The organism is Methylobacterium sp. GC_Met_3 (assembly GCF_026540775.1).
Taxonomy (GTDB): domain Bacteria; phylum Pseudomonadota; class Alphaproteobacteria; order Rhizobiales; family Beijerinckiaceae; genus Methylobacterium.
This window is the reverse complement of sequence record NZ_JALNUL010000013.1, coordinates 60,829-75,910: the sequence shown is the minus strand read 5'-3', so window position 1 is coordinate 75,910 and position 15,082 is coordinate 60,829. Positions and strand designations below refer to the sequence as shown.

At 69.2% G+C, this 15,082-nt stretch carries 13 protein-coding genes and 1 pseudogene; 10 read left to right on the top strand and 4 right to left on the bottom strand.

Translation table 11 applies throughout. The features are described 5' to 3' along the window. Positions 1–523: 523 nt before the first annotated feature. Entirely contained in the window at positions 524–2,518 is a 1,995-nt protein-coding gene (locus OXS27_RS17055; protein ID WP_243919175.1) for a potassium transporter Kup, read from the bottom strand. A 500-nt stretch (positions 2,519–3,018) separates the two neighbouring features. Then, positions 3,019–4,350: a flavodoxin-dependent (E)-4-hydroxy-3-methylbut-2-enyl-diphosphate synthase gene (ispG, locus tag OXS27_RS17050; protein ID WP_243919173.1), complete on the bottom strand. Its 1,332-nt coding sequence runs from the start codon at positions 4,348–4,350 to the stop codon at positions 3,019–3,021. A 375-nt stretch (positions 4,351–4,725) separates the two neighbouring features. On the opposite strand from ispG, the gene OXS27_RS17045 reads away from it, so the two are divergent. From OXS27_RS17045 to OXS27_RS17025, 5 genes are all read left to right on the top strand, one after another. Beyond that, positions 4,726–5,853, top strand: a complete 1,128-nt coding sequence (locus tag OXS27_RS17045; protein WP_267357723.1) for a patatin-like phospholipase family protein — start codon at positions 4,726–4,728, stop codon at positions 5,851–5,853. A gap of 232 nt (positions 5,854–6,085) precedes the next feature. Then, positions 6,086–7,777, top strand: coding sequence for a CHASE3 domain-containing protein (locus tag OXS27_RS17040; protein WP_267357721.1), 1,692 nt, complete (start codon positions 6,086–6,088; stop codon positions 7,775–7,777). A gap of 237 nt (positions 7,778–8,014) precedes the next feature. Then, complete coding sequence (locus OXS27_RS17035; RefSeq protein ID WP_267357719.1) at positions 8,015–8,569, top strand: glutathione peroxidase; 555 nt, start codon at positions 8,015–8,017, stop codon at positions 8,567–8,569. 55 nt (positions 8,570–8,624) lie between these two features. Next, complete coding sequence (locus OXS27_RS17030) at positions 8,625–9,272, top strand: sigma-70 family RNA polymerase sigma factor (protein WP_267357717.1); 648 nt, start codon at positions 8,625–8,627, stop codon at positions 9,270–9,272. Between the two features lie 193 nt (positions 9,273–9,465). After that, positions 9,466–10,230, top strand: coding sequence for an anti-sigma factor (locus tag OXS27_RS17025; RefSeq protein WP_267357715.1), 765 nt, complete (start codon positions 9,466–9,468; stop codon positions 10,228–10,230). Positions 10,231–10,240: 10 nt separating this feature from the next. Here OXS27_RS17025 and OXS27_RS17020 read toward each other — a convergent pair whose 3' ends face one another. Then, a complete protein-coding gene (locus OXS27_RS17020; RefSeq protein ID WP_243919169.1) occupies positions 10,241–10,513 on the bottom strand; it encodes a Txe/YoeB family addiction module toxin in 273 nt (90 codons plus the stop codon). Further along, entirely contained in the window at positions 10,510–10,764 is a 255-nt protein-coding gene (locus OXS27_RS17015; RefSeq protein WP_243919168.1) for a type II toxin-antitoxin system prevent-host-death family antitoxin, read from the bottom strand. Before OXS27_RS17015 ends, OXS27_RS17020 begins: the two co-directional genes overlap by 4 nt. Positions 10,765–10,908: 144 nt before the next feature. On the opposite strand from OXS27_RS17015, the gene OXS27_RS17010 reads away from it, so the two are divergent. From OXS27_RS17010 to OXS27_RS16990, 5 genes and pseudogenes are all read left to right on the top strand, one after another. After that, positions 10,909–11,337 (top strand): cytidine deaminase, encoded by a 429-nt coding sequence (locus tag OXS27_RS17010; RefSeq protein WP_243919166.1) that lies wholly within the window; start codon positions 10,909–10,911, stop codon positions 11,335–11,337. Beyond that, positions 11,330–12,148, top strand: coding sequence for a purine-nucleoside phosphorylase (locus tag OXS27_RS17005; RefSeq protein WP_243919164.1), 819 nt, complete (start codon positions 11,330–11,332; stop codon positions 12,146–12,148). The genes OXS27_RS17010 and OXS27_RS17005 overlap by 8 nt, the downstream gene beginning before the upstream one ends. Next, entirely contained in the window at positions 12,145–12,876 is a 732-nt protein-coding gene (gene deoC, locus OXS27_RS17000; protein ID WP_267357709.1) for a deoxyribose-phosphate aldolase, read from the top strand. Before OXS27_RS17005 ends, deoC begins: the two co-directional genes overlap by 4 nt. Position 12,877: 1 nt before the next feature. Further along, positions 12,878–14,191 (top strand): thymidine phosphorylase, encoded by a 1,314-nt coding sequence (gene deoA / locus OXS27_RS16995; RefSeq protein WP_267357707.1) that lies wholly within the window; start codon positions 12,878–12,880, stop codon positions 14,189–14,191. Positions 14,192–14,477: 286 nt separating this feature from the next. After that, positions 14,478–14,966, top strand: a pseudogene (locus OXS27_RS16990) (phytanoyl-CoA dioxygenase); the annotation flags it as partial. Between the last annotated feature and the right edge of the window lie 116 nt (positions 14,967–15,082).

The following is a 15,082-nucleotide window of genomic DNA, read 5'->3' as shown; positions in this document are numbered from 1 at the left end:
GCATAGCAGGGCCTAAGGCCAGTAAATTTGCAAACGATCAAATCGCGCCGATTCATTTCTGCGCATTCCTCTAGCCGCCTTGATGTAGCGTAGAGTTGTTTCTTGAATTGATCAGTTTTTGTAACATCTATCCCTGCAGCGCTCCCGTCTTTTGTCCAGCGCCCCGCGCCAGTTTGATGAGCAGGAATGCGGGGTTGATTAGGGTCGTATTCCTTTGTCCGTAGCGCAATTCTAAGTTCGTCGACGACGTGCTGGAGGTGGTCCAGTTCTGCGCGCCGCGCAGCAATTGCACTGTCGATGCCAGGGCCAGTCCGCATTGCGTCCTCCTATTAGCCCCGACAGATATAGGTTTTTTATCAAAAAATCAATGAAAAAAAGCCTATCTGCGGTCTCGCGCGCTGGACGGCAACCTTGAGCGAAGCGAAACTACACTGCAATTGTAAGTAAAAATTGCGCAAATCGAATTCTTGACTTGCTTTACTGAGCCTTAGAAGAAGGAAAATAAATCAGTCCATATGATTTTTCAAACCGTCACCTGAGTGCCCACCTCCACGACCCGCCCCGTGGGGATCTGGAAGAAGTCCGTCGCATCGTTGGCGTTCTTGGCCAGCGTGATGAAGATCCGGTCCTGCCAAAGCGGCATGCCCGAATGGGCCGCCGGCCGGATTGAGCGGCGCGACAGGAAGAACGAGGTCGCCATGATGTCGAACTTGAAGCCCTGGCGGCGCAGCAGCACCAGCGTCTTGGGGATGTTCGGCGTCTCCATGTAGCCGAACTTCATCACGACCTTGTAGAAATGCGGCCCCACCGGCTCGATCCGCACCTTGTCGGCCTGGTTGGAGCGGGGCGTGTCCACCGTCTCGACGGTGAGGATCACGTTCTTCTCGTGCAGCACCTTGTTGTGCTTCAGGTTGTGCAGGAGCGCGGCCGGGGCGATCTCGGGGTCGCTGGTCAGGAACACCGCGGTGCCGCGCACGTGGTGGGGCGGGCTCTTCTCCAGCATGCCGACCAGCTCCACCAGCGGCACGTCGGTCTTGCGGGTCTTGTTGAACAGGATCGTGACCCCGCGCACCCAGGTCCACATCAGGATGACGAGGCCGCCCGCGAGCAGCAGCGGCACGTAGCCCCCCTCCACCACCTTGATCAGGTTGGAGAGCAGGAACAGGAATTCGAGGATGATGAAGGGCAGCATCACGGCGGCGGCGGCCACCGGCGACCAGCCCCACATCCGCCAGATCACCAGGAAGGTCATGGAGGCGGTGAGCAGCATCGTGCCGGTCACCGCGATGCCGTAGGCCGAGGCCAGCGACGACGAGGTCTTGAACAGCACGGCCAGCAGCACGACGCCGACCATCAGCAGCCCGTTGATCTGCGGCAGGTAGATCTGGCCGGCATGCGATTCGGAGGTGTGGCGGATCTCCAGCCGCGGCAGCAGGCCGAGCTGGATCGCCTGCCGCGACAGCGAGAACGCCCCGGTGATCACCGCCTGGCTTGCCACGACCGTGGCCAGCGTGGCCAGCACCACCATCGGCAGCAGGCCCCAGGCCGGGACGAGCTGGAAGAACGGATCGGCGGTGTCGGGTTTTTCCAGCACCAGGGCCGCCTGCCCGAGATAGTTGAGGGCGAGCGCCGGGAAGACGAGGCAGACCCAGGCGACCTGGATCGGCTTGCGGCCGAAATGCCCGAGATCGGCGAACAGCGCCTCGGCGCCGGTCACCGCCAGGAACACCGCGCCGAGCGCCACCAGCGCCCCGCTGCCATGGCCGAGCAGATAATGCACCGCGTACCAGGGGTTGATCGCGCGGAACACCTCCGGGTGCAGGCCGATATGCGGCAGGGCCGCGAGCGCCATGGCGACGAACCACACCACGGTCATCGGCCCGAAGAAGGCCGCGACCTTGGCGGTGCCGCGATTCTGCACGAGGAACAGGATGACGATGATCGTCACGGTGATCGGCAGCACGTAATCGTTCAGGGCCGGGGTGACGAGCTTCAGCCCCTCCACGGCCGAGAGCACCGAGATCGCCGGGGTGATCACCGCGTCGCCGTAGAACAGCGAGGCGCCGAGCAGCCCCAGCATGAACACGATGCGCGAGCCGCCGAGCGCCTTGCGGGCCAGCGCCATCAGCGAGAGGATGCCGCCCTCGCCGTTGTTGTCCATGCGCAGCAGGATCGCGACGTATTTCACCGTCACGATCATGAACAGCGCCCAGAGGATCAGTGAGACGGTGCCGATCACCTCCTCGGGCAGCAGGATGCCGTCGGTCCGGGCCGGGACCAGTGCCTCGCGGAACGCGTAGAGCGGGCTGGTGCCGATATCGCCGTAGACGACGCCCACCGAGCCGACCAGCAGGGTCCAGAACCCGGCATGGCCGTGGCGGGTCTCGGCCTTCTCGGGGGAATCGAGGGAGCCGGCGGGGGCCGGTCCCTGCCCGACATCGGGGCCGCCGGTCGCCGCGGCGTCCGATGCCGCGGGCACGGGTTGGGCGTCTACGCCGGGTGCGAAGGTCTGGCTCATGCGGATTGTCGGAGGCTCGGGCGTGGCCGGCGTTTCGCGATTCGGCTCAGGGGGCCCGTCGGGGCCATGCGGCAAACGCGAAGACTCCGCCGAACCGCGCGGGCCGGCCACCGGGCCGACCACTCACGGGATCGTGGCGCGTTGCTACCACGGCCGCGTGCGGGCGGAAACCGTGTTGCGTTGCGAAGGGTGGGGGGCAGGGTCTCGGCGCGGTCGGGCCGTGGGAGGCGGCAAGTGCGAAGGTCAGGCCGCGATGCGCGGTTTTCCTCCCCCTCTGTGGGCTACGAGGTTCACCCAACTGCGCCGATGCGCACTCCTCCCCCTTGCGGGGAGGAGTTGGAGGTGGGGGTGGTGCAGCAGGCACCGGACCGCTCGATCCTGCACCACCCCCACCCCTCCCCACAAGGGGGAGGGAAAAGCGTTTTGCTCTCAAAGCGTTGGTGCCGCGTGGAGAGGTCGGAATCCGCAAAGGGAGAGGAAAGGCGCGAGTTTCTGCTCCCTCACTCGGCCGCGGTGCGCGTCCCGCCGCCCTGCTGGCCGAATCGGCGCTGGATGTAGTCGATCACCACCGTCTCGAAATCCTTGGCGAGCGTCGCGCCGCGCAGCGTCATCGCCTTCTTGCCGTCGATGAAGACCGGGGCGGTCGGGGTCTCGCCAGTGCCGGGGAGCGAGATGCCGATATCGGCGTGCTTCGATTCGCCCGGGCCGTTGACGATGCAGCCCATCACGGCGACGTTCAGCCCCTCGACCCCCGGATAGGTCTTCTTCCATTCCGGCATGGAGGTGATCAGCCAGTTCTGGATGTCGCGGGCCAGCTCCTGGAACGTCGTCGAGGTCGTGCGGCCGCAGCCCGGGCAGGCCGCCACCATCGGCACGAAGGTGCGGAACCCCATGGTCTGCAGGAGTTCCTGGCTCGCCTTCACCTCGACGCTCCGGTCGCCGCCGGGCTCGGGCGTCAGCGAGTAGCGGATCGTGTCGCCGATCCCCTCCTGAAGCAGCACGCCGATGGCGGCGGAGGCCGCGACCAGGCCCTTCGAGCCCATGCCGGCCTCGGTCAGCCCGAGATGGATCGCGTAATCCGAGCGGCGGGCGACCTCGCGGTAGACCGCGATCAGATCCTGCACGGCCGAGACCTTGGCCGACAGGATAATCTTGTTCTGCGGCAGGCCGAGTTCCACGGCCCGGTCGGCCGAGCCGATCGCCGAGCGCACCATCGCCTCGCGCATCACCGCGCGGGCATCGATCGGCCGCGGCAGCTTGGCGTTCTCGTCCATCAGGTGGGTGAGTAGCTCGCCGTCCAGCGAGCCCCAGTTGGCGCCGATCCGCACGGTCTTGTTGTGCTTGATCGCCTGCTCGATGATCGACGAGAACTGCGTGTCCTTCTTGTCCTTGAAGCCGACATTGCCGGGGTTGATCCGGTACTTGGCCAGCGCCTCGGCGCAGGCCGGATGATCGGCGAGCAGCTTGTGGCCGATATAGTGGAAGTCGCCGACCAGCGGCACGTGGACGCCGATCCGGTCGAGGCGCTCGCGGATCTTCGGCACCGCGGCGGCGGCCTCGTCGCGATCGACCGTGATGCGGACCAGCTCCGAGCCGACCCGGGCGAGCTGGGCCACCTGCGCCACCGTGGCGTCGATGTCGGCCGTGTCGGTGTTGGTCATCGACTGGACGACGATCGGGGCTCCGCCGCCGACCGTGACTGCCCCTTCGCCCTCGCCGACCGTGACGCCGACCGTGCGGTGCCGTGGCGTTGGGCCGGCGATCTCCGGGCCGCCATAGGACAGCGGGGCCTCGGCAAGGTTATCGGAACGGGTGGCTTCCATGACTTCCATCGCGGACCTTCGCGTGCGCGCCTCGCGGGGTGCCGGAGCCTTGATGGCTGCCGGGCCGGTCCCCGGGGACACGCCTCGCCGGAACTTCGGGGCTGCCGCGGGTTAGCTGCGGATGACCCGGTGCCGCTTCAAGCCGGCGCCGCGCAGGACGGCATCGCGCAAGACAGCATCGCGGCTGTCATGTCGTATCCGGGCGCGGATGTCGAGTTTCCTGCGCCCGCTCGATGGCCCACCGCGGCCGCAAACGTGTTTTCGTCCGGCCCTGTTGCCGATTCGCTGACGGCCGCGCGTCCGCTCCTCACGGCTTGCAACCCTGGCGAACCGTTGATGTTGCAGCGCAGCATCCCATCTCTCACGGGACGTCAGGAGGCCGACATGAGCGAGCAACACGGCGGCGCCGAGCTGCACAACCCCGTCACCGCGGTGCCCGAGACGCCCGTCTCGGACGCGATCGACGCGCTGCCCGCACAGAGCCCGAACCACATGCTGGCCGGGCCGAATGCCCAGAAGCCGGTGGCCCTGGCCCTCCAGGGCGGCGGCGCGCACGGAGCCTTCACCTGGGGCGTGCTCGACGCGCTGATCGAGGATGGGCGTCTCGGCTTCGAGGCCGTGACCGGAGCGAGCGCGGGGGCGATGAACGCCGTCGTGCTGGTCGATGGCTGGCTCAAGGGCGGCCCGGACGGCGCCCGCGAGGGGCTGGAGCGGTTCTGGCGGGAGGTCAGCCTCGATGGCGACCTCGGCCCGGCCCAGCGCAACTTCGTCAGCGGGCTGTTCAGCCTGTGGAAGGGCAATCCGGTCGCCGAGTTCTGGGCCAAGGCGTTCTCGCCCAGCCCCTACGTGTCGAACCCGCTCAACATCAACCCGCTGCGCAAGGCATTGGCCGATCAGGTGGATTTCGAGCGCCTGCGTGAGGCCGACACGGCCGGCCTGTTCGTCTCTGCCACCAATGTCTGGACCGGCAAGCTGGCCGTGTTCGAGCGCGAGCGCCTGACCGTCGATCACCTGATGGCCTCGGCCTGCCTGCCCACCGTCTTCCAGGCGGTGGAGATCGACGGCGTGCCCTATTGGGATGGCGGCTATCTCGGGAACCCGCCGCTCTACCCGCTCCACCGCGGGGCCCAGACGCGCGATATCCTCCTCGTCCAGATCAACCCCGTGGAGCGGCGCGAGACCCCGCGCACGGAGAGCGAGATCCGCGACCGGCTGAACGAGATCACCTTCAACGCGAACCTGATGCGGGAATTGCGGGCGATCGATTTCCTCGACGGGCTGATCGAGGAAGGCACCCTCGGCCAGGGCCAGTACCGCCGGGTGCTGGTGCACCGGATCGACGGCACCGACGCCCTGGAGGATTACAACGCCGCCTCCAAGCTCGACGCCCGCTGGACCGTGTTCAAGCGCCTGCGCGACAAGGGCCGCGCCGCCGCGCAGGCTTGGCTAGCAGAGAATTACGACGCCGTCGGCCGGAGCTGCACCATCGACCTGCAGCAGACGTATCAGTAGGTTCGCAGGCCCGAAATAGTATCAAGATTCGATGGTAGTCCAGTGCCCATGCGGCGGGTATCTTCGCAGGCGTCGGGTCTGAGTCTTTATGGGCATCAGAAAATGTATTTGCGTCTTGTTTGAGCGTTAAGTTTTCTGATTACGCTGAACCGGATCTGAGCCGCTATCTTCTGCCTGCGACCGGTGGAATGGGGCCAGCGTGGGCGCCTTCGCCTGTAGGCAGAGGCGGCCCATGAGCGAAAGATTGGTCAATTTGAAGATCAGCGCGAAGATCGCGCTGATCATGGCGGTGATGTTGGCGATCACGATCGGCGTCGCGGCGATCTCGCTCCGAAACGTTGGCGTCATCGAGGAGTCGGACGCCTGGACCGTCCACACCCACAAGGTCCTGTCCGAGATCGACCGGATGACCGCCGCGATGATCAACCGGGAGACGGGCTTGCGCGGCTACCTGATCTCCGCGGATGCCGCCTTTCTCGGACCCGAGCAGACGGGCCGGAAGACCTTCGCGGCAGCCTGGGAGGCAGCACGAAGCCTGACCAGCAACAACGCCGCCCAGCAGGCGCGCCTCGCGGAGCTGAAGCGGGTGGCCGAGGAGTGGGGCCGGACCGTCGCGGATCGCGAAATCGCCCTGATGCAGGAGCCCGCGACACGTGAGGAGGCGCGCCATCTCGAAGGTTCGGGCATCGGCAGGGCCACGATGGACGGCCTGCGCGCCAAGGCGGCCGAACTTGCGGAGGTCGAAGGGGGCCTCCTGAAGGTGCGCACGACGGCCTCGACGGCTGCCATCGCGTCCTCGCGCTGGGCCAGCTGCGCCGGTCTGGGAGCGATCGTGCTGGCGGCCCTCTGTGGGCTGGTCCTCCTCCAGATCGGCATCGCCCGGCCGATCCGCGCGATTACGGGCACGATGACCCGGCTCGCCGCCGACGATCTGTCGGTCGCGGTGCCGGGCGCGGGGCGCCGCGACGAGGTCGGAGCCATGGCCGACGCCGTACAGGTCTTCCGGGAGAAGCTCGCGTGGGCTCAGGTGCTGGAGTCGGAGGCGGCCGAGGCACGGTCGGCGGTCGAGACGCAGCGGAAGACCGCAATGCGCGAATTGGCCGATCGCTTCGAGGCGGCGGTCGGCGGCGTCGTGCGCGCCGTCGCAGCGGCGGCGACCCAGCTGGAATCCACCGCCGAGACCATGAGCGCGGCTGCCACGCAGACTGCGCAGCAATCGGTCACCGTGGCCTCGGCGGCCGAGCAGGCGGCCTCGAACGTCGGCACGGTTGCGGCGGCGGCCGAGCAGCTCGGATCCTCCGTCTCGGAGATCGGCCGGCAGGTGCACGGCTCGGCGGGCTTCGCCACCGCGGCCGTCGCGGAAGCCGAAAAGTCCGCCGCCCTGATGCAGACGCTGCGCGCGGGTGCGGCCCGGATCGGCGACGTGGTCAGCCTCATCTCGGGCATCGCGGCTCAGACCAACCTCCTGGCGCTCAACGCCACGATCGAGGCGGCCCGAGCCGGGGAGGCCGGCCGGGGCTTCGCCGTGGTGGCGACGGAGGTCAAGGAACTCGCCAGCCAGACCGCCAAGGCCACCGAGGACGTCGCGCGGCAAATCGGGGAGATCCGGTCCTGGACCGGGGATGCGTCGGACGCGATCGCCGTCGTCGTCAGCCGCATCAGCGAGATCAGCGTGCTGGCCGGCGGGATCGCCGCGGCGGTCGAGGAGCAGGGCGCGGCGACGCAGGAGATCGTGCGCAACGTCGGGCAGGCGGCGCAGGGCACGGGCGAGGTCACCACCAACATCGTCGGCGTCGCCCGCGCGGCCGAGGATGCCGGCACCGCCGCCGCGCAGGTCCTGGGCTCGGCCTCCGGCCTCTCGACCCAGGCCCAGAGCCTCGAAGCGGAGGTCCGGCGCTTCCTCGACTCGGTCCGGGCCGCTTAGAGCGACGCCCGATCGCGCTGCAATCGGACGTGGCTCCAAGCCTTTGTTGTGATGCGCTCTCTTGCGCCGAACTGGATCCACTTCGGCGGAGAGCGCTGTCGGGAGTCGTTCCGAGAGGCGGCTGCAGGCAGAGAGCCCTGCGCGGCACGGCCCTGCGGCGAATCGACCGGCTCGGCGGGCGAAACGTCGGGCCTCGTGCCGCGTTCCGGGAACTGCGTCCCGGATGAGGCTGACGTCATGACATTGCTGCGCCGCGAGGCCCTGATCCTGATCGGCGCCGGCTTGGCCAGCGGCGCCCGCGCCGCCGAGGCCACGCGGGCCACCGACTTCGCCTTCGAGACGCCAGAGGGCGCGCCGATGCCTTTATTGGCCTATGCGGGCAAGCCGATCCTCGTGGTCAACACCGCCACGGCCTGCGGGTATGCCGGGCAGCTCGCCGGCCTGCAGACCCTGTGGACGCGGTTCGGCGACCGGGGTCTCATTGTGCTCGGTGTGCCCTCGCCGGATTTCGGCAATCAGGAGCCCTTGGACGGTCCGGCCATCGCGGAGGCCGCCCGGAAGAATCATGGCGTCACCTTCCCGCTCACGGCCAAGACTCACGTGAAGATGCCGGCGGCTCATCCGTTCTACCGGTGGGCGGCTGCCGAGCGCCCGGCCGAGACGCCGCGCTGGAACTTCCACAAGTACCTGATCGCCCGGGACGGTACGCTTGCCGCCGCCTTCGCCACGCAGGTCGAACCCACCGACCCGCGGGTGATCTCGGGGATCGCGGCCACCCTCGACCAGGCCTGAACACCGCAACACAGGACCGCGGGATTAAAGCGCCGGGGCCCCGCGTTGACGCTTTATGGCCTCAGACAAGCAGAAGCGCTCTGACCTCCTCGACCTGCTGGTGCCCCTGCGGCGCTACGCTCGGTCTCTCACCCGCGACGCGTTGCGGGCCGACGACCTCGTGCACGACACGCTGGTGCGCGCCCTGGAGATGCAGGGCGCGCTCCGGCCCAACACCAATCTGCGCACCTGGATGATGACGGTGCTGCACAACGCCTTCATCGACGAGCAGCGCCGCCGGCAGGTGGAGGCGCGCCACGCCGACACGCTGGTCCGGATGGCCGAGGACATGGCGCCCCCCGCCCAGGAGGGGCAGGTCCGCCTCGCCCAGATCCGGAAGGCGTTCCTCATGTTGCCCGAGGAGCAGCGCGCCGCCCTGCACCTCGTGACCCTGGAGGGCATGGCCTACGCCGATGCGGCGGCGGTCCTCGGCATTCCGATCGGGACGCTGATGTCCCGCCTCGGCCGCGGACGGGCTGCCCTGCGGGCCTTCGAGGAGGGCGCGCGGACCGACCGGACTTCCGGGGAGGAGGCTGAGACCAGGGCCGCCGACCGGACACCCGACAAGGGGCGCGGGGCGCCCTCGACCCTCCGGCTCGTCGTGTCCGACACGCCGCCGGGCCGGTCCGCCTGGCCTCTCCGGCGTGCGGCCGGAGAGAACTAGCAACCGGATCAGGATATCGGTCAGTCCCCGGCGCCGGCGCGGACTGACGACAGCGACCGGCGGATCGCTCTGCGGCATGGTGCGGGAACGCGGCATCCGGTTTTCCCACTCCACCATGCGGTAACACAGGCCCGGGGCCACCGCCGTTGAAGGGCGGCGCGATCCGGGGCACGTTGGCACCGAGGACTTCACGATGATTGATCCGATCACAGACGACGATCTCATCGCCTTCGTCGACGGGCAGATCGAGCCGATGCGCCGTCTGGACGTCGAGGCCCATCTGGCGACCGATCCCGCGGCCGCCGCCCGGGTGATGGCCGAGATGCACGATCGCGATGCCCTGCGGGCCTGTTTCGAGCGGGCCCCGGGCCCCGGGCCCGACCGCACCGTCGCGCTCGCCCGCCGCTTTGACCGGAACATGCGCTGGCGCCGCGTCGCCTCCCGCCTCAAGCGGGCCGCCGCCATCGCGGTGCTGGTCGGCGCGGGTTGGCTCGCCCATGACGAGATCGGCCGCTTCGGCGTGCCCGACACCCTGGCGGCGACGCCGGACCCGGCGCTGATCGCCGATGCCCGGCAGGCCCGGGCCGTGGCGCAGCTGCGCAAGAGCGTCAGCGGTCAGGCCGACGGGCCGGTCTACGACCGGGTGCGCCTGCGCTCGGTGACGGGCATCGACCTGCCGGCGTTGCCGGACGGCTGGCGGGTGCGCGACATCCAGATCTTCCCGGCCCGGCACGGCACCGGTATCGAGGTCGCGCTGGAGGCCGGGGACTACGGCGAGGCATCGCTGTTCGCCACCCGTGGCATTCGCGGCGGCCCCGCAACGCTCACCGGCTCCGAGGACGGCGATATCGTCTCTTGGAACGCGGGCGAAACCGCCTACGCGCTGATCGGCCCGCGGGACGATGCCGGGCTCCGGCAGGTGGCGGGGCTCCTCGGTGCGGGGCCGGCGGCGCGCTGACGGGGCCGCCTCAGCTGTCGTAGTGCCAGCGACATTGGGCGATCTCGAGGACTTGGTCGTCCCCGACGCCCTTCACGCGGTAGCCGAGACGATGTTCCCCCGTGATCCGGCGTGACCACCACCCTTTGAGATTGCCTCTCAAAGGCTCGACCTTCCCGATACCCGCGAACGGCGTGCGCATGCTGACCGTGATCAGGTCATTGATGCGGACGAGCGTGTCCCGGTCGGTCGCCTGCCAGTGCAGGTAATCCTCCCAGGCGTTCGCCGACCAGACGAGCTTCACGGCTCGATGAGGTCATGCTCGGTACCGGCATCGGCATCGAGCTGTGCGACGCTGTCGAGGAAGCGCTTGGCGTTCGCTGGCGTCGAAAGCAGGTGCAGCGTCTCGCGGATGCTGTTCAGCTCGGCCCGCGGCAGTACCACGATGTCCGGGCGGTTCTGCCGAGTCACGATCAGCTCTGCCCGATCTTCCTCAACACGATCAAGATACGTGGCGAGGTGGGCACGGAACTCGGTGTAGCTGACCTGGCTCATCCGCCCGCAAGCACCTGTACAGGATGCTGTACATATCGTGAAGCCGTGGCCCGCACAAAGCTGGGACCCGCACCCGCTGCGATGCCGAATCCCGGCCCGCCATGACCCTCGACATTCCGCCCCAGCGGGTGCCAAAGATTGGTCATGCAGGCTACGGATTCAGCACGGGTGGAGGACAATGGGGCGGCCCTGCTGGCGGCCGCCCGGGATGTCCGCGAGCGGGCGCATGCGCCCTATTCCCGCTTCCGCGTCGGAGCGGCGCTCCGGGACGAGCACGGCACCATCCATGCCGGCTGCAACGTCGAGAATGCCGCCTATCCGGTCGGCACCTGCGCGGAGGCCGGCGCGATTGCCGCCATGGTGGCGAGCGGCGGGCTGCGCATCACCGAGATCCTCGTCTGTGGCGACGGCGCGGGCCTGGTGACGCCCTGCGGCGCCTGCCGCCAGCGCATCCGTGAGTTCGCGGGGCCGGACACGCCGATCCACGCCGCCACGCCGGACGGCATCGCCAGAACCTTCACCCTCGCCGAGCTGCTGCCGGAATCCTTCGGACCGGAGACACTCGGTGAGTGAGGCCGCCGCCCTCGACGCGCTGCACGCTGCGGGCTTCGCGGGGGACTACGCCTGCGCCCTCGTGACAGGCACGGGCCTTGGCGGGATCGCGGGGAGCCTGGAGGATGCCGTCTCCCTCGCCTACGCAGCGATTCCCGGCTTCCCGGGAGCGGGAGTCAGCGGCCATGCCGGGCGGCTGCACCGTGGGTCCCTGGGGGGGCGGGCTGTCCTGGTCTTCGAGGGGCGGGCGCACGCCTACGAGCGGGGCGACCCAGCGGTGATGCGCCTGCCGCTTACTTGCGCCCGGCAAATCGGGGCCCGGCGGCTGCTGCTCACCAACGCCTCCGGGTCGCTGCGGCCGGCGGTGGGCCCCGGCAGCCTCGTCCTGCTTGCCGACCACATCAACCTGTCCGGCCTCAACCCCCTGATCGGTGAGGCGAGCGATGCCCGCTTCGTGCCGATGACCGACGCCTACGACCTCGACCTGCGCGCGCGCCTGCACGCGGCGGCCAGCGCCTGCGGCGTCCCGCTGGGGGAGGGGGTCTACGCGTGGTTCTCCGGCCCGAGCTTCGAGACGCCCGCCGAGGTCCGGATGGCCGGCATCCTGGGGGCCGACCTAGTCGGCATGTCGACGGTGCCCGAGGTGATCCTGGCCCGGTTCCTCGGCCTGCCGGTGGCGGCGGTCTCCGTGGTGACCAACCTCGCCGCCGGGATCGCCGGGGGGGCACCGCACCATGCGGAGACGAAGGCGGTGGCGGCCCGGGCCGCGGCGGCGCTCGGCCGCCTGATCCGGGCCTTCGTGGCCGGCCTGCCCGTTGGAGACACGCCATGACCGATCCCGGAACCGGCGCGGTCGCCCGCCGGGCGCTGCCGCTCCTCGACCTCACCGACCTCGGTGAGACCTGCACCGAGACGAAGATCGACGTCCTGTGCCGGGATGCGAAGGTCGGCCCCGTGGCGGCGATCTGCGTCTGGCCACGCTTCGTCACCCAGGGCCGGCGGGCGCTCGCTGGCACCGGGATCCGGATCGCCACAGTGATCAACTTCCCCGAAGGTGGTCACGATTGCGCTCGGGCGACCGACGATACGGCCGAGGCCCTGCGCGACGGCGCGGACGAGATCGACCTCGTCCTGCCCTACCGCGCCCTGCAGCGGGGCGATGCGGCTTTGGCCCGCGACATGGTCGAGGCGGTGCGCGACATCTGCGGCACGGCCACCCTCAAGGTGATCCTGGAGACGGGTGAACTCGGCGATCCGGAGACGATCCGGGCGGCGAGCCGGCTCGCCTTGGAGGCGGGTGCCAATTTCCTGAAGACCTCCACGGGCAAGAGCTCCGTCTCGGCCACCCCGGAGGCCGCCGAACTGATGCTGACCGAGATTCGGGCGAGCGGCCGCCCCGCTGGCCTGAAGGTGTCGGGCGGCCTGCGCGGCGTCGCCGACGCCGCGACCTATCTCGCGCTCGCCGACCGGATCATGGGATCCGACTGGGTGACTCCAGAAACCTTCCGGCTCGGGGCGAGCAGCCTGTACGGCACACTGGTTCAAGCGCGAGACCTCTGACATGCGGCTCCCGCAGGAGATCATCCGGGCCAAGCGCGACGGCCTGCCGCTCGATCCGGACGCGATCGGGGCCTTCATCCAGGGCCTCACGGACGGCACCGTTGGGGAGGGGCAGGCGGCGGCCTTCGCCATGGCGGTGTTCTTCCGCGGCCTCGCGCTGCCCGAGCGGGTGGCGCTCACCCGATCCATGGCGGATTCGGGCACGGTGCTGAGCTGGGCGCTGCCGGGCCCGGTGCTCGACAAGCACTCCACCGGCGGCATCGGCGACACGGTGAGCCTCGTCCTGGCTCCGATGGTGGCGGCCTGCGGGGGCTACGTGCCGATGATCTCGGGGCGTGGCCTCGGCCATACCGGCGGGACGCTCGACAAGCTCGGCAGCATCCCGGGTTACGATGCGACGCCGGGGCTCGACGCGTTCCGCAAGGTCGTCCGGGATGTCGGCTGCGCGATCATCGGCCAGACCGCCGATCTCGCCCCGGCCGACCGGCGCCTCTACGCGATCCGCGACGTCACCGGCACGGTCGAGTCGCTCGACCTCATCACCGCGTCGATCCTGTCTAAGAAACTCGCCGCCGGGCTTGATGGGCTGGTGATGGACGTCAAGCAGGGCTCCGGCGCCTTCATGGCGACGCTGCCCGAAGCCGAGGCGCTGGCCGGGAGCATCGTCACGGTAGCGGAGGGGGCGGGCCTGCGCACGATGGCGCTCATCACCGACATGGATGCGCCGCTCGCCAGTGCCGCCGGCAACGTCGTCGAGGTCGTGTACGCGATCGACTACCTGAAGGGCCTGCTCCGGGAGCCACGGTTCCATGCGGTCACGCTGGCGCTGGCCTCCGAGATGCTCGTGGCCGGGGGGCTTGCGCGGCACGCGGCCGGCGCGGCGGAGCGGCTCGAAGCCGTCCTGGCTTCAGGTCGGGCGGCCGAGATCTTTGCCGAGATGGTCACGGCACTGGGCGGCCCGGCGGACCTGCTCGACGAGCCTGAACGACATCTGCCCGCCGCGCCCGTGCGGCGGCCCGTCCATCAGGCCGGGACGGTAGCGGCTATTGCCACGCGGGATATCGGCTTGGCGGTGATCGGGCTCGGCGGCGGACGCACCCGCCCCGAGGATACCATCGACCCCCGGGTCGGCTTCACGGATCTCGCCGAACCGGGATCGTCCGGGGGGCTGCTCGGGATCGTCCACGCGGCCGACGAGGCCGCCGCCGATCGGGCGGAGGCGGCCCTTCGCGCGGCCTACCGGATGGGCGAGGCACCTGCCGAACGGCCGCCGATCCTCGGATCCGTGCGGGGTACGAGGACGATCGCGCCCTGAGGCAGCGGCCGATGCGAGCGTCGGCTCGGTCGGTCTCACGAATGCCGCGAAGCTTTGTGACGTCCGTCGGCAAGTCGCACGCGTCGCGTAGATCCCGCGCCGCAGATGCGGCAGCACTGCCCGTTGGGCGGAGGATATGATGGCTCGACCGTTCCGCCGTGTCGCGGACCTTGCCCGCGCGCTGACGCGATCAAACCGAGATTCCGGACGGGATCCTAACGCGCCGCCGCCGCCAACTCCCTTCGTGGTCGATGCCGACGTCCCGGTCGATATCGGCTGAATCAAGGTGTTCCGGGCCGAGAACTTTCCGGAATCCGGGCCCAGCCCGTGGCTCGACCAGCCGGACGCGCAGGAGATCATCACGCGGCGCGTCGCGCGGCGGGAGATCACGCCCCGGCAGGCCGAGATCTGCCGGTCCTGGGAGGAGCACGGCTACTACGTCCTGCGCGGCGCCATCGATGCCGACACGATCGACGAGGCCTGGGGCCCCTACGAGGCTGCGATCGCCCGGGGCGACGTGACCCTCGCCCCCGAAAAGGCCGGCGAGGACGATCCGCATCCCGGCCGCTACCTCAATCCGCACCTGAAGGTCGAAGAGATCGGCCAACTCCTGAAGCATCCGGTGCTGGTCAACTTCAGCAGCATGGTGCTGGGTCGCCCCGCGATCCCGTTCCAGACCATCGCGTCCCACAAGGGCAGCCAGCAGGCCGAACACTCGGACTCGATCCACATGACGACCTACCCGGTCGGCTACCTCGCCGCCTGCTGGATCGCCATGGAGGACATCCACGCGGATTCGGGGCCGCTGGTCTACTATCCCGGCACCCACCGCCTGCCGTACCTGTTCAGCCACGATGTCGGCATCTCGCCGGAGGATTTTCAACAGCGCGG

Bases quoted from the DNA above. Each gene is read 5' to 3' on its own strand.
- OXS27_RS17055 (WP_243919175.1), bottom strand. From the start codon at position 2,518: ATGAGCCAGACCTTCGCACCCGGCGTAGACGCCCAACCCGTGCCCGCG.
- ispG (WP_243919173.1), bottom strand. From the start codon at position 4,350: ATGGAAGTCATGGAAGCCACCCGTTCCGATAACCTTGCCGAGGCCCCG.
- OXS27_RS17045 (WP_267357723.1), top strand. From the start codon at position 4,726: ATGAGCGAGCAACACGGCGGCGCCGAGCTGCACAACCCCGTCACCGCG.
- OXS27_RS17040 (WP_267357721.1), top strand. From the start codon at position 6,086: ATGAGCGAAAGATTGGTCAATTTGAAGATCAGCGCGAAGATCGCGCTG.
- OXS27_RS17035 (WP_267357719.1), top strand. From the start codon at position 8,015: ATGACATTGCTGCGCCGCGAGGCCCTGATCCTGATCGGCGCCGGCTTG.
- OXS27_RS17030 (WP_267357717.1), top strand. From the start codon at position 8,625: ATGGCCTCAGACAAGCAGAAGCGCTCTGACCTCCTCGACCTGCTGGTG.
- OXS27_RS17025 (WP_267357715.1), top strand. From the start codon at position 9,466: ATGATTGATCCGATCACAGACGACGATCTCATCGCCTTCGTCGACGGG.
- OXS27_RS17015 (WP_243919168.1), bottom strand. From the start codon at position 10,764: ATGAGCCAGGTCAGCTACACCGAGTTCCGTGCCCACCTCGCCACGTAT.
- OXS27_RS17010 (WP_243919166.1), top strand. From the start codon at position 10,909: ATGCAGGCTACGGATTCAGCACGGGTGGAGGACAATGGGGCGGCCCTG.
- deoC (WP_267357709.1), top strand. From the start codon at position 12,145: ATGACCGATCCCGGAACCGGCGCGGTCGCCCGCCGGGCGCTGCCGCTC.
- deoA (WP_267357707.1), top strand. From the start codon at position 12,878: ATGCGGCTCCCGCAGGAGATCATCCGGGCCAAGCGCGACGGCCTGCCG.